The following is a 14,391-nucleotide window of genomic DNA, read 5'->3' as shown; positions in this document are numbered from 1 at the left end:
TCTTATAAAAGCCTGCACTTATTCTTCTGGTATGATTGGGATGGTAATGACTTCATAATTTGTTTTAGTTAATTTAATCGTTGTCGCAGCCTGTTTTTTTGTTAAATAAATCTCCGACCATGTATCATGCAAATCGTCAAGGATGTCACGATCGAGCTTTTGCTTTTCTTCTGTAAAAAGGATGGCTATTTGCGGATTAAGATATTCAATCAATTTTCCGGATAAAGAGTCTTCCTTAGTATAAAGTGGGAGCTTGAAAATATTGACATCCTTTAGATTTTTCTTAAGGAGGATTTGCTCTGATTGATGGCTGCATGAGCTCATCAAAAAAATAGTGTGTTTAAAAAATTGCAGAGTTAAATCCATACCTTCTTCTTTTTCATGGCCACTGAACTGGACTTCAGCCGTCATCTGCGGGAGAATTTCCTTCTTTGCCCCTGACCCCCAAGGTAAGATAGAAATTTGTTTTATTTGCTCTAAATTTCCTGTCAGTTGGTTGGAAATCTCGCGCGTAGTAATTATTTCTTTAATGTTATATTTAGCTATCAGCTGATTGAGTTTATCGAAAGATTGTTCCTGTCCGTTGTTTGTCAGAATTAAGGCTGAGATTTCTTTTACACCATAAAGACTTAACCAAGCTTCCAATTCTGCTTTTGACCCTTTACCCCCGGCATTAACTAATATATTTTTATCATTTGGGCCTTGGAGCAATATTGCTTCCCCTTTAGTAAGACCCAAAAAAGACACAGCCGCTTCATCTTCCTTTAACTTTAAATCAATGTTTTCAACCTTTTCGGAAATAAATGGTTCTGCATGTACTGAAAAAGTGCCTATAACAAATAGGGTCATTAACATTAGCAATATTCTCATACACATTCCTCCGATTTATTCACTTATAGGATGTGATGAATTTCCAATATTATCATAACCAAGAATGAATCAACTCAACCAATTCATTAATCGTTCCATTTTTTACAGGGACCTTCGGGATTGATTTCAAAAAAGCTTTCCCGTATTTGGTCGTTACAATGCGATGGTCAAATACAATCATAATTCCTCGGTCTTTTTCGGTACGAATCAAGCGCCCAAACCCTTGCTTAAAGCGAAGAATCGCTTCTGGCAGGGAGTATTCAGAAAAGGCATTTCCGCCCTGCTCACTAATTAATTGGCATTTCGCCTCAGTCAGCGGCTCCTCCGGTGAACTAAACGGGAGCCTGACGATAACAAGACATGATAAATCTTCACCTGGGATGTCTACACCTTCCCAAAAACTGCTTGTCCCCAGTAATATCGCCTTATCATAGCGCTGAAAATTCCGTGTTAGCCGTGTACGGCTGCCACTGGTAATTCCTTGGGCTATCAGAACATATTCATTTAGAAAGCCGCTTTCTTTAATGAGCTCATACGTTTTCTTCAGCATGTCATAAGCCGTAAACAGGAGCAGCATTCTTCCTTTTGTCGCTTCAGCGATTGTGATAATATGTTCGGTTATCGCAATGACATATTCATCCAACGAAACCGAATTTATGGCCGGCAAGTCTTCAGGAATGAATAGTTGAACCTGATTTTTATATTCAAATGGTGAAGGAATCGATTGTTGAACAGTTACGTCGGCATTAAGACCTAATTCTTTCATGATATAGCTATAAGAATGATTAACCGTTAGAGTGGCAGACGTAAGGACAACTGCCTTTTTAACTTGAAAAAATTTTTCCCTAAGCTGATCTGCCACAAAAGCAGGCTGTGCCAAAAAGGTGGTGATATTTTGTGGTGAGCGGGTATCCATTTCAATCCATTTTACATCCTTGGATTCGTTTAAAAAGCACTTCATCACCGTCTTCCTTAACTCCGACAGTTCCTGGCCGAATAAATAGAGTTCTTCCAATTTATTCTCTTCCGCCGCTGTTAAGGTACCTTTCGCTCTCTTAATCGAGTCGAGGCGGTCCATTATTGCTGAATGTAAATCCTTCAGTAAGAAAGCAGTTCTTTCTGCACTATGGACAAGTGCACTTCTTTCCTTTCCGCTCTCTAAATGAGAAAATCGTACTTTTACCCGATTAAACCCTTTTTTATTTGCCAGCTTCGCTTTTGCATAAACGGCAATTAGCTTAAAAAATTCATCCATTTCATAAGTAAGATCGATGACCATCTGGTTCAACTCAAAGGTATGAGGCAGTTTTGCCTTTTGTCTAGAAGTGACAGCCAATAGACCTTCCATCTCATAAAAGAGTTGTTTTTGCTCATATTGTCCAAATTGACCAATCATCAACCTTGCGGATAGGTAATCAAGAGAATGGCCAAAAAAATGGCTCGCAACTTTCTCAAGGTGATGGCCTTCATCAATGATCACATAATCAAAGGCAGGTAAGATGGAGCCTTCTCCTTTAATATCACTTAATAACAAGGAATGGTTAGTAATAATAATATCAGCCGCTTGCGCATCCCTTTTTGCTTTTTGATAAAAATCCTTTTCCTGCCAATCTTCCTTCTGTGAAAAAATAGGTGCTTCATTTTTGATTTTATTCCAGTAAATAAAACCACCGCTGGAAAGATTTAATTCATCCTTATCTCCGGTTTCTGTTTCAGTCAGCCAGACGAGAATTTGCATTTTTGTTAAGGTGGTATCATAATTATCATTTTCATCCATCAATGTCTGCGAAAACTTTTCTAAACTTAAATAATGGTTTCTTCCCTTAAGAAGCACCGAGTTTATTTTAAAGGGAAGGATTTTTTCTAAAAGCGGAATTTCCTTTTTTAGAAGTTGTTCTTGCAGTTGAATCGTATGTGTACTGACGACAATAGGAGCTTTTGTTTGTTTTGAAAACCAGGCAGCAGGCAGCAGGTATCCAAGAGATTTACCTACCCCGGTACCAGCTTCGATTAGAGTATGTTTGTCATTTTGAAATGCTTGATAAACAGTGTCCATCATTCTAAATTGGCCAGTCCTTTTCTCAAAGAACTCAAAGCCTTGTTTAACAACCCCAATTTTCTCTTCCTCAGTTGATGGGTACTGACAATCTATCTTGACTCCTTCGTCATAGTCCACTAAAGGAGTCCGTTTCTTTAATGCTAAATTTCGATAAATTTCAATAGAATTGGGTAATTCCTCCGCGTCCATATCCTTATTGACTGTTATTTCATCGAGCATCTGCTGCAAATCGCTTTTTAGCGCGCCTGATAACTGTGTAAGCTGCTTAAGTGTTACCATCGGCAGCGATGATAATCGTTTTAGCAGAATAAGAAATAATTCGGCGGTAACCTGGGCATCGCTATCAGCCTGATGCGGGTGGTCATGCTGCAGGTTTTCTTTCTCCGCTAAATCTGTTAGCTTATAACCATCAGCTGTAGGAAAAAGAATTCTTGCCATTTCCACCGTATCAAGAACAGGGCCATAAAATCCTTCTATTCCGGCTTGGATTAATTCTTCTTGAAGAAATGATAAATCAAAAAGCACATTATGTGCTACAAAGTAAGCCCCGTCTAGCATAGACATGACCTTCTCAGTTATTTCAGCAAACAACGGGGCATTCTTGACCATTTCATCATTGATACCGGTCAGTTCTTCGATAAAAGCAGGTATCGATTTTTGCGGATTAATTAGGGCCGAAAATCTATCAGTGATGGTTCCATTTTCAATGACCACAGCACCAAATTGAATGATTTTATCGCCCTTTTTCGGCAAGTTTCCCGTTGTTTCCAAATCAATTACAACAAATTTATTTGACATTCCATTAACACCCCGGACCTTCGTTCATTAAACGGTATCATAAAAAAACAAAAAAGGAAACAAACATACCCGGCAAGTAAAAAAATCCCCGAAAATCGGGGACTTACATAACTGTGAGTGCAGGTTCTTTATGGATCAGTTCTTTAATGCGATTGTTTTCATCCATGATTGCCACTCGTGGATTGTGAGAGGCTACCTTTTCTTCAGCTATAATCGCATAAGAAATAATGATAACAATATCACCTTTTTGGACAAGGCGGGCTGCCGCGCCATTTAGGCAAATAACACCGCTGCCTCTTTCACCGGGAATAATATAGGTTTCAAGCCGGGCACCATTATTGTTATTGACAATTTGAACTTTTTCATTCGCTATCATGCCAACAGCATCTAAAATATCCTCATCTATTGTAATACTGCCTACATAATTTAAATTAGCTTCTGTTACGGTTGCTCGATGGATCTTACCGTTCATCATAGTACGAAACAAACGAATTCCTCCCCTGTTGTCACTTTTTCAAGTCTAATCTAGATGAATTATGAAATTATCGATTAAGCGAACCTTAGTAAATTTTACAGCGACCGCTATGATTATGGAACCCTCTATTTTTTCCAATGGTTTTAACCTTGGATAAGAGAAAATTTCGACATAATCAATTTGTCCGTTTGATTCACTTGTAATCATTCCACTGATTAACTCGATTAATCGAGAAGGATTTTGTTCACCTTGATTAATGGCTTCCTTTGCCGCAACTAAGCTTTTATAAAGCACGGCTGCCTGAATTCTTTCCTCAGGTAAGAGATTGACATTACGGGAACTTTTTGCCAGCCCATCCTGTTCTCGAACAATGTCGACGGCAATAAGCTCGACTGGGAAATTAAAATCAGAAATTAAACCGTCAATAACAGCCACTTGCTGTGCATCCTTTTTACCGAAATAGGCTCTATCCGGCATCACGATGTTAAATAATTTTGTGATGACAGTGGCAACACCGTCAAAATGACCGGGACGGGATTTCCCGCATAAAACATCGGTCCGTTCTTGAACCGTCACTCTTACGGATAAGTCATTGGGATACATTTCATCTACTGACGGGTAAAAAAGGTAATCAACCTGCTCACTTTCGGCTAAGGCCTGGTCACGCTCAAAATCGCGGGGATATTCCGCATAATCCTCTGTTGGACCGAACTGTAAAGGATTGACAAAAATACTGATGACGACAATATCATTTTGCTGCCTTGCTTTCTTGATCAGGGTTAAATGACCTTCATGCAGAAATCCCATTGTTGGGACAAAGCCAATCGTTTTTCCTAACCCTTTTTGTTTCACGATTTCTTCTTTTATTTCCTTAATGGTGGTAATAACCTTCATTCCTTGCCTCCATATAGTACCTTTAGTTCTTCTTCCTTCATCGTAAAGGTATGTTTATCTTCCGGAAACCGATTATTTTTCACATCTGCTGCATAGGCTTGAATCGATTCAATCATAAACGGATTAACGGAATGGTATTGTTTGACAAACTTCGGCACTCGTTCCACACCATAGCCTAAAATATCATGATAGACAAGAACCTGGCCATCCACATTGATTCCAGCGCCAATCCCGATCACAGGAATGGAAATGGACTTTGCCACTTCCTCTGCCAGCTGCTTCGGTACACATTCCAAGACAACAGCAAAGGCACCTGCTTCTTCACACCCTTTTGCATCTTCGAGTAACTTTTTCGCTGCATGCGCATCTTTGCCTTGGACCTTATAGCCACCCAAAACACCAACGGATTGCGGTGTTAGACCAAGGTGGGCACAAACAGGAATTCCTGCCTTTGTAAGGGCCGAGATCTTTTCAATAACCTCGTCGGCTCCTTCAAGTTTTACAGCGTGAGCGCCGGTCTCCTGAATGAGTCTGCCTGCGTTTATTAATGTATCTCTAACTGATAGATGATAGGTCAAAAATGGCATATCTACGACAATAAATGTATCTTTTGCTCCGCGTTTAACTGCTTTCGTGTGATGAATCATATCCTCAATTGTTACTGGGATAGTAGAATCGTAACCTAGAACCACCATTCCAAGTGAGTCGCCAACTAAAATAACGTCAACTTCACCCTGTTCAGCTTGTTTAGCAGATGGATAATCATAGGCAGTTAACATGACAATCTTCTCGTTCTTTTCCTTCATTTTCAAAAAATCTGTTGTCTGCTTCATCTTTTTCCCTCCTTTTATAATGGGAGAGGCGATAAAACGGATTCGAAGAGCAAATAAAAAGATCCTTCTGAAGGCAGAGGATCTTTGTTACTCTTTTGCGTGTTCCATCCCTCTGTCCCGGTCCGAAAAAACGGATCTAGGCAGAAACCTTTTTTATTGTTATCACAAGACGGTGCAGTTCCCAAGGATACTGCCCATTGAAATTATCATACAAAATGTACATACTACATGCAAGGAATATTAATCTTAATGATACGATTCATAGTTCGATATCTGCAGAATAAACATGGTGGATGACACCAGATTGGTCCTCTATTTTTAAAACACCTTCATCGGTGATGCCCAGTGCTGTTCCTTCAATTACGTTTGTTAACGTTCTTGCCTTCAATTCTTTGCCGATACTGACTGCATAGCTTTCCCATAAAAGCTTAATCGGAAAAAAGCCTTTCTCTAAATAGAGTAGATACAATTTTTCAAAATGTTTAAAAACACTTCTAATTAACGCTGCCCGGGAAATCGTCTCCCCTTTTTCAATCGCTAGTGAGCTGGCTATTTCTTGAAGCTCATCTGGGAATTCCTCTTTCCGCTGGTTGACGTTAATGCCAATTCCAATAATAATGGAATGTATTCTGTCCGCTTCTGCCTGCAGTTCTGTTAAGATCCCTGTTACCTTTTTTCCATGCAGTAATATATCATTGGGCCACTTTATTTCCGGCTGCAGTCCGGTAATTTCTTCCGCCGCCTGAACAACTGCTACAGCTGTTAATAGTGTCAATTGCGGGGCATTGGTCAGCGGGATATTTGGCCTAAGTATAAGACTCATCCAAATACCTGTATATTTTGGTGAATGCCATTTTCTGCTCATTCTGCCTTTACCGGATCTTTGCTCTTCCGCAATAATAACCGTTCCTTCCGGTACATCCTCAGATGCGAACTGATGGGCAATTTTTTGTGTCGATTCGACACTTTCTTGATAGTGAATGTTCCTGCCGATGAATTCCGTTGTCAAGCCAAGTCTTATTTCATCGGCGGTTATCTTTTCCGGTGTTTTTAGAATCCGATAGCCTCTATTTCGAACAGCCTCTAATTCAAAGCCTTCTTTCCTTAATTCCTCAATGTGCTTCCACACAGCCGTCCTTGAGCAGCCAATTACCTCAGCAAGATGCTGCCCGGATAAATAGACGTCGCCGGCTTTAGTAAAGGCATCAAGTAACTCTTTTCTTAATTCGGACTGCACGTCAATAGCCACTCCTTAATCTTTTGTTTATTATTTTCCAATTCCCCTGCCACGATTGCCGCTTCTATCCTCAATAGCGTCTCTTTCAGCCAGGGTCCGCCGCTTTTTTCGAACCATTCCATCACATCGTTTCCTGTGACATGTATGTCAGAGACATGCTTGATTGGCAGCTTCTCGTACAGGTCTAACCAATGATCCATTGAATCTGTTTCAGTTATCCCGTTAATGACCACGTATAGCTTTTCAACGGATAGGATGTTGTCATGACCTGCCCTATATAAATCATAAACGGACCATTCCTGCTGTAGTCTTTTTTCTAGGAAGAGCAGCATTTGTTGTATTTCTCTTATGTCTTTAATTGGCATGCGCCACTCTCTTAAAAATGTCCCGGCCGACTTTTCCATTATTTCTAAACAAAAAAGCAATATTGACCACATTTCATTTTTATTTAGACTTTCACATTGAAAGTTTAACAATTGCTTTAATTGCTGTTTCTTAGTCGCCAAACCCGGCAAATAAAGAAATAGATTCGTATCAAGCAAAACCTTGATTGCTTCCTTCTGATTCTTGCCATTTAAAAGTTTTTCAAACTCTGCTTTTTTTCTTTCAACAGCAATATTCTTAAGTAAATCAATCTGCTTGATTAATGCCGTTATCGTATCCTTTTCAATTGTAAAAGCGAGCTGGCTTACAAACCGAACCGCACGCAACATTCTTAACGCATCTTCACCGAAACGTTCTTCTGCCTTACCAACTGTTTGAATTATTTTATCTCTGATCGCAGTCTGTCCATCAAAGGGGTCAATTAGTTTTCCATTTCGATCCATCGCAATCGCATTCATTGTAAAATCCCTGCGCTTTAAGTCATCTTGAAGATTACGGATAAACGCTACCTCTTTCGGCCGGCGATAGTCCTGATAGTCCGCTTCCGTCCTAAAGGTGGTAATTTCATACGATCCGCCGTTAAATAACACAAGCACCGTTCCATGCTCAATTCCAATATCGACCGTTTTCAGAAAGATGGATTTCACTTCATCAGGTGTTGCCGATGAAGCAATATCTACGTCGCTAATCCTTCTCTTTAAAAGGAAATCCCTAACGGAACCGCCAACAAAATAGGCCTCGTAGCCGGCATCCTCTAATTTCCTTAACACAGGATTGGCTGATAAAAAAGGTTCAATCATCATACTTCACCTTAATTCATTAATTTAAAATATAATTGTTCATATTGTTCAACAATTTTAGCGGCATTGAAGGTTGTTTTAACCGTTTCAACTGATAGCTTGGAAAACTGCTGATGAAGATGTTGATCATTTAACAGCGTAATTGCTTTATTTGAAATCTCTTCTATGTCTCCTACATCACAAATAAATCCTGTTTCTCCGTGCAAAATGACTTCTGGGATTCCGCCAGCATTTGTCCCAATACACGGAACGCCACAGGCCATTGCCTCTAACGCTACCAGCCCAAAGCTTTCCTTTTCCGAAAGTAACAGCATCAAATCACTGATGGAATATAATTCCTCAAGATTCTCTTGTTTTCCAAGGAAAAGAACCTGGTCCTCTAACCCGAGCTGCCTTACTTGTTTACAAACTAACGTCATTTCAGGTCCGTCTCCAACTAACAATAATTTCGCCGGCATAGTGGCGGAAATTTTCGCAAAGGTTTTCACAACATCCTGGACGCGTTTTACAGCCCGAAAATTTGAGACATGGATGATCACTTTCTCTTCTTCTTTAATCGCGTATTCTCCCTTAAGTGTACTTGCATCCCTTTTATGGTAGATTCGCTCATCAATAAAATTATAGACAGTTTCAATTTGCTGATCCGGATTGATTAGCTCATAGGTTTGATCAACTAGCGCCTTGGAAACAGCGGTCACAACATCAGATTTTTCGATACCGAACTTAATCGCATCTGTTAATGATGGATCATACCCTAATACTGTTATGTCTGTACCATGTAGTGTCGTGACAATTTTTATATCTCTGTGACTCATTTGCTTCGCTAATATCGCACATACCGCGTGGGGAATGGCATAATGAACATGAAGCAAATCTAATTTCTCCCGATTTGCTACCTCCGCCATTTTACTTGCCAGGGCAATATCATAAGGCGCATATTGAAAAACAGAATATTGATTGACTTCGACTTGATGGTAATAAATGTTATGGTACATTTTATTAAGCCTGAAAGGAATGCTTGAAGAGATAAAGTGAATCTCATGGCCCTTTTCTGCCAGCATTTTCCCAAGCTCTGTGGCTACTACACCTGATCCACCCACGGTTGGATAACAGGTAATCCCAATTTTTAGTTTCCTCATCTTTCAATCTCCTATCAAATCTTGCTTCAAAAGGATTGGAACCTTTGTTTTAAAGCCTTCTGCAAAGGGAACGCCAACCAATTTACCAAACATTCTTTCCCGTGCTTCAACTGTTTCAATATAGCCATTGACGAGCGGCGTATTGAAGCTTTGGTCTGTTTGTTCAAATTGGCTTTTATATGCCCTTAATGCAGCCAGCTTTTTGTCAATAAACATTGTGACATCAGTGGTAAAATCCGGCTTATGGAAACCATTAATCATATAAAAATGCAGTTTATCCACTCGGTGCGGTCCGTTACCTTCTTCTGTGTGATATTTCTTAATGCCAGCTGAAAAAACCGCCTCCTCCACAAGGCGGGCACAATTCCCATGGTCAGGGTGGCGGTCCTCAAAATAGGGAGCAAAGACAACTTGAGGTTTGTATGTTCGAATGATACCGGCAATCTTCCTTATGTAATCATCATTTAAGAACAAGCCCCTATCAGGTAGTGCCAGCGAAGTCCGTAAGCAAACACCTAAAATTTCAGCGGCAAGGCTCGCTTCTGCTTTTCTTAACGTGACATTTCCGTTGGAGGAAAGATCAGCATCTGTTAAATCACAAATACCGATACGTTTCCCTTCAGATGCCAGTTTCGCTATCGTACCTGCCATGCCAATTTCCACATCATCAGCATGGGCTCCGAAAGCAAGAATATGTAACGGTTTAACCTCCATTTACTTCACCATTTTCTTTAACGATATTTCTCCAATCGATTAAGCCCAGTTCTAAACCTCTAATTAATAATTCTGCCGTTCCCATATTGGTTGCAAGTGGAATGGAATATACATCACAAAGTCTGACAAGTGCGGTCACGTCCGGTTCATGAGGCTGAGCTGTTAACGGATCGCGAAAGAAGAAAATTGCATCCATTTGATTTTGGGCAATCCTTGCACCAATTTGCTGATCACCGCCAAGCGGACCGGATTGATAGCGGGTAATGGACAATCCCGTAGCTTCATTAATTCGTAAGCCGGTTGTGCCCGTTGCAAACAGAGTATGTTTCTTAAATATTTCTTGATAGGCTGTTACAAATTGGACAAGATCATTTTTCTTTTCATCATGGGCGATTAAGGCTATATTCATTATTTTGACTCCTAATCTAAAATATTTTCAAGTCCATAAACAAAATTATTTTGTTTCATTACTGTTTCGACAGCTACTCTCACGCCTGACATAAAGGAGGCACGATTGTAGGAATCATGGCGAATGGTTAATGTCTGACCATCAGAGCCAAATAAAACCTGCTGATGGGCGATGAGTCCTGGCAAGCGGACAGAATGAATATGCATCCCATCATAATCCGCCCCTCTTGCACCTGTTAGCGTTTCTTTTTCATGGATGTGACCCTGTTTTTTGGTCTCTCTAACAGCTGAAATCATCTCTGCTGTTTTCACTGCTGTCCCGGATGGTGCATCTAGTTTTTGGTCATGGTGCAATTCGATAATTTCAACATCATAAAAATATTTTGCAGCCATCTGCGAAAATTTCATCATCAGCACGGCCCCGATTGCAAAGTTTGGCGCAATGATGCAGCCTAATTCTTTTTCGCTGCAGATAGCTTCCAATTCCGCTAAATTTTCTTTTGTAAAGCCAGTTGTGCCAACAACTGGGCGAACATTATGTACCAATGCTGTTTTGGCGTGGTACATGCCTACTTCGGGTGTGGTTAAATCTATTAATACGTCTGCTTCTACTTCTTGCAGGCATTTTTCAATATCAGTATAGATTGGTACATTTGAAATAGATTGAAACCCTGCTACATCACTTAACATCATGCCATCATGCTTGTGATCAAGGACTGCGGTTAGTTTAAAATGATCTGCAGCGGTTACCAGTTTTACAGCTTCAGTACCCATCCTGCCACGCGGACCGGCAATGATTATTTTAATTTCATTCATCGTATTCACTCCTGCTCAATTCTTGTCCAACGGTCTGAATCTCTTGTTTTAAATTTATCCATGACATAATTATGGGCATCTTCCATGTCAATCTTTAAGGCATTGGCCATGCATATGAGAACAAACAGAAGATCGCCAAGTTCTTCTTCAATAGCTTTTTCAGTTTCACTGGTTTTCTTCGGTTTTTCACCGTAATAATGGTTTACTTCTCTCGCTAACTCTCCTAATTCTTCCGTTAATCTTGCGAGCATTGCTAGAGGACTAAAATAGCCTTCTTTGAATTGGCCTATGTAGGCATCAACTTCCGCCTGAAGGTCCTTCATTGTCTTCTTATGTACTGTCATTTTCTCAACACCTCATTTCTACTGCATATATCACATTAATAAATGTTATTTATTCATGTTTATGTTAGCTAAGTTAGGGTTGATTTACAAATATTTTCGTTTCTATCACCTCTTTTTCTCATCTCATTGCCCTAGCGCAATTAATTCGCTATAATAAAAACCGCCACAAGAGAGAAATATATGGTAGAGGAGGACTGTTTATGGTATTTGGCCTTAAAATTAAGAATATTCTATTTATCCTGCTTGGTGCAGCCATCATGTCGTTCGGTCTAGTCAATTTTAATATGCAGAATAAGCTGGCTGAAGGCGGGTTCACAGGAATTACCTTGATTTTTTATTTCTTGCTCCATTGGGATCCTTCTTATACAAACTTGCTTCTTAATATCCCTTTATTTTTTATCGGCTGGAAGTTATTAGGACGGAACGCTTTCTTATATACCATTTTAGGAACAGTTGGGGTTTCGATTTTTTTATGGATATTTCAGCGTTACTCGATTGATATGCCGCTGCAAAGCGATTTAACCTTAGCTGCTTTGTTTGCAGGTGTCTTCACGGGGATTGGCTTAGGAGTCATCTTCCGTTTCGGAGGAACGACAGGCGGGGTAGATATTATTGCAAGGCTCGTCCAAAAATATGCAGGTTGGAACATGGGAAAGACAATGTTTATCTTTGATGCCTGTGTTATCGCTCTTTCATTGTTTACATACCTAAATTATAAACAAGCTATGTACACACTTGTTGCTGTCTTCGTTGGTGCAAGAGTGATTGATTTCATGCAGGAAGGTGCATATTCTGCCCGGGGTGCGATGATTATTTCTGAGAAAAATGAACAAATTGCCGCAAAAATTATGGATGAAATGGAACGAGGAGTTACCGCATTAAGGGGATATGGATCCTATACAAAGAGTGACCGTGAAGTTTTATATTGCGTCGTCGCTAAAAACGAAATTATGCGTTTGAAAAATTTGATTACCTCCGTAGATCCGCATGCATTTATATCGATTTCTGTTGTCCATGATGTCCACGGAGAAGGCTTTACACTTGACGAAAACAAAATGCCAATTGGAAATTAAAAAGCGCAAGCGCACTGACAGCAGTGCTTGCGCTTTTCTTATATCAATCCTTGTGATCTCTTGAGCGGTCTTTTTTCCATCCTTTGTCTCCTTGGTACTTGCGCCAGCCGACATAGGATAATGTCATGATAATAATGCTTCCTGTTGAGATAATAACCCACCACAGTGAAGGATCTGCCTCATCTTCTGCCATATTGGCAAAAAGATTTTTCAAGTCGGTATCGAGGGCTTCCAGCTGCTGCTGGCTTTTTGCATTATTGACAACCTGCGAACGATATTCGTTAATAAAATCAATCCGTGCATCCAGCCTTTGAATCGTTTCTGCAGGTACATCTATTTTCATACTCGGATAAATGACATTGTATAAGGATAAAAAGCTATTGAAATTGGTATGAAAATGGGCGGTATCACCATTAATAGCTGCATCCTTCGCCTGATGAAAGGCGGTCATCACTTGCTCTTCCATTTCTGTCCATAGGGGTTGATGACTTGTCGCGATAGCATCAATAACAAGCCGGAATTTAGTTAATTTATTTATTCTTTCCTCATATTTCATGTTGGGACTAACCGCTGCTTCCATCGCTTCATCATGCGAGGTGTGAACAATTCTTACTTCATCAACAGATAAGGGCTTTGTAATACCAGAAATACTCGTGAACTGGTCAGAAAAATAATCAAGCATTTTTTTAGCATCTTCATACCGATGAAACTTCACCATTTGGAGAGCTTCATCAGAAATATCATCGAGCCGCTCCATGGGCGATTGCTGTTCGGCGACTGCAGTTATGGGAGTGAGCATAATAATAATTGCAAATAAAAGTAACCAATTGATTTTCAACAATCCTTGTCCCCCCTTTCATTACTAATAAAATGTATGTAGGGGTGGACAAGGTTAGACCACTAATTAGAGAATCAAACTTATTTTATTTCAAGTTTAAATCGATTAGGACGGATCGAGAAATAGTAAGCAAGTCCAATCGAAAGAATAGACAGCCAAAACGTGAAATAGCCAATTTGTGGTATATAATCATCTAGCATATGGTAACTTGGCAGCATGAAAAAGACGTAATCAATTACATCATTATGCAGCGTCCAGATTGCTGTTACGATTAAATGCCACCATTTAAAACGGTAAAACGGTGCATACAATAACCCTTGGACAGCCATTGCAAAATGGGAAAAAATCAACATATAGCCAATCCAATCAAGCTTCCCATCAACGAAATAAACGAGGACATTCATGACAACTGCCCATATTCCATATTTAAACAGGGTCACAATGGCAAGCGCTTCCATTAAAGGCCAGTTTCTCCCCATCAAAAAAGCAATTAAGACAAAAACGAAAAATAAACTTGCTGTCGGACTGTCGGGAACAAATGGGAGAAAAATGGCTGGTGTTTCTTTAAGCTGCCACCCATACCAATAATATCCGTAAGCAGTACCGGCAATATTGACAATGAGTAAAAGTCCGAGAATAGACCTATTTGCCAAGAGAGGATAAATAAAGCGCACAAATACTCCCCTTTTCAATAAAAAAGCTGACGATT

15 protein-coding genes are annotated in these 14,391 nt (G+C 39.9%); 1 reads left to right on the top strand and 14 read right to left on the bottom strand.

Annotation, left to right across the window (positions count from 1 at the left end; all coding sequences use genetic code 11):
• Positions 1 to 18 precede the first annotated feature (18 nt).
• The 12 genes from ACIQCO_RS14540 to ACIQCO_RS14485 form a co-directional block, all read right to left on the bottom strand.
• A complete protein-coding gene (locus ACIQCO_RS14540) occupies positions 19 to 870 on the bottom strand; it encodes a ComEC/Rec2 family competence protein (RefSeq protein ID WP_400429731.1) in 852 nt (283 codons plus the stop codon).
• Positions 871 to 922: 52 nt separating this feature from the next.
• The gene (gene dinG / locus ACIQCO_RS14535) at positions 923 to 3,727 is read right to left on the bottom strand and encodes an ATP-dependent DNA helicase DinG (RefSeq protein ID WP_400429728.1); all 2,805 of its coding nucleotides are present in this window, start codon (positions 3,725 to 3,727) and stop codon (positions 923 to 925) included.
• A 103-nt stretch (positions 3,728 to 3,830) separates the two neighbouring features.
• Positions 3,831 to 4,214 carry an aspartate 1-decarboxylase gene (gene panD / locus ACIQCO_RS14530; protein ID WP_400429725.1) on the bottom strand — a complete coding sequence of 128 codons (384 nt, stop codon included), beginning with the start codon at positions 4,212 to 4,214 and terminating at the stop codon, positions 3,831 to 3,833.
• Between the two features lie 33 nt (positions 4,215 to 4,247).
• A complete protein-coding gene (panC, locus tag ACIQCO_RS14525; RefSeq protein ID WP_400429722.1) occupies positions 4,248 to 5,096 on the bottom strand; it encodes a pantoate--beta-alanine ligase in 849 nt (282 codons plus the stop codon).
• Entirely contained in the window at positions 5,093 to 5,929 is an 837-nt protein-coding gene (gene panB / locus ACIQCO_RS14520; protein WP_400429719.1) for a 3-methyl-2-oxobutanoate hydroxymethyltransferase, read from the bottom strand. Before panB ends, panC begins: the two co-directional genes overlap by 4 nt.
• A gap of 259 nt (positions 5,930 to 6,188) precedes the next feature.
• A complete protein-coding gene (locus ACIQCO_RS14515; protein ID WP_400429832.1) occupies positions 6,189 to 7,166 on the bottom strand; it encodes a biotin--[acetyl-CoA-carboxylase] ligase in 978 nt (325 codons plus the stop codon).
• Complete coding sequence (locus tag ACIQCO_RS14510) at positions 7,151 to 8,350, bottom strand: CCA tRNA nucleotidyltransferase (RefSeq protein WP_400429717.1); 1,200 nt, start codon at positions 8,348 to 8,350, stop codon at positions 7,151 to 7,153. Before ACIQCO_RS14510 ends, ACIQCO_RS14515 begins: the two co-directional genes overlap by 16 nt.
• Positions 8,351 to 8,361: 11 nt before the next feature.
• Positions 8,362 to 9,489 (bottom strand): N-acetyl-alpha-D-glucosaminyl L-malate synthase BshA, encoded by a 1,128-nt coding sequence (gene bshA, locus ACIQCO_RS14505; RefSeq protein ID WP_400429714.1) that lies wholly within the window; start codon positions 9,487 to 9,489, stop codon positions 8,362 to 8,364.
• A 3-nt stretch (positions 9,490 to 9,492) separates the two neighbouring features.
• Positions 9,493 to 10,203: a bacillithiol biosynthesis deacetylase BshB1 gene (gene bshB1 / locus ACIQCO_RS14500; RefSeq protein ID WP_400429711.1), complete on the bottom strand. Its 711-nt coding sequence runs from the start codon at positions 10,201 to 10,203 to the stop codon at positions 9,493 to 9,495.
• Positions 10,193 to 10,612 carry a methylglyoxal synthase gene (gene mgsA, locus ACIQCO_RS14495; protein ID WP_400429709.1) on the bottom strand — a complete coding sequence of 140 codons (420 nt, stop codon included), beginning with the start codon at positions 10,610 to 10,612 and terminating at the stop codon, positions 10,193 to 10,195. The genes bshB1 and mgsA overlap by 11 nt, the downstream gene beginning before the upstream one ends.
• Before the next feature lie 11 nt (positions 10,613 to 10,623).
• Positions 10,624 to 11,427, bottom strand: coding sequence for a 4-hydroxy-tetrahydrodipicolinate reductase (gene dapB, locus ACIQCO_RS14490; protein WP_400429707.1), 804 nt, complete (start codon positions 11,425 to 11,427; stop codon positions 10,624 to 10,626).
• A 5-nt stretch (positions 11,428 to 11,432) separates the two neighbouring features.
• Positions 11,433 to 11,771, bottom strand: a complete 339-nt coding sequence (locus ACIQCO_RS14485; protein ID WP_400429704.1) for a nucleotide pyrophosphohydrolase — start codon at positions 11,769 to 11,771, stop codon at positions 11,433 to 11,435.
• A 200-nt stretch (positions 11,772 to 11,971) separates the two neighbouring features.
• On the opposite strand from ACIQCO_RS14485, the gene ACIQCO_RS14480 reads away from it, so the two are divergent.
• Positions 11,972 to 12,844, top strand: a complete 873-nt coding sequence (locus tag ACIQCO_RS14480; RefSeq protein WP_400429702.1) for a YitT family protein — start codon at positions 11,972 to 11,974, stop codon at positions 12,842 to 12,844.
• A gap of 43 nt (positions 12,845 to 12,887) precedes the next feature.
• Here the strand turns inward: ACIQCO_RS14480 and ypjB are convergent, their stop codons facing one another.
• Together ypjB and lhaT are read right to left on the bottom strand one after the other, a co-directional pair.
• A complete protein-coding gene (gene ypjB, locus ACIQCO_RS14475; protein WP_400429699.1) occupies positions 12,888 to 13,685 on the bottom strand; it encodes a sporulation protein YpjB in 798 nt (265 codons plus the stop codon).
• A gap of 77 nt (positions 13,686 to 13,762) precedes the next feature.
• Positions 13,763 to 14,356, bottom strand: a complete 594-nt coding sequence (gene lhaT / locus ACIQCO_RS14470) for a lipoprotein heptaprenylglyceryl N-acetyltransferase LhaT (RefSeq protein ID WP_400429696.1) — start codon at positions 14,354 to 14,356, stop codon at positions 13,763 to 13,765.
• Positions 14,357 to 14,391 lie beyond the last annotated feature (35 nt).

The sequence above is a fragment of the Neobacillus sp. NPDC093127 genome (assembly GCF_044754175.1).
Lineage (GTDB): Bacteria > Bacillota > Bacilli > Bacillales > Cytobacillaceae > Neobacillus.
The sequence above is the reverse complement of the archived record's forward strand: the minus strand, read 5'-3'. Positions and strand labels throughout refer to the sequence as shown.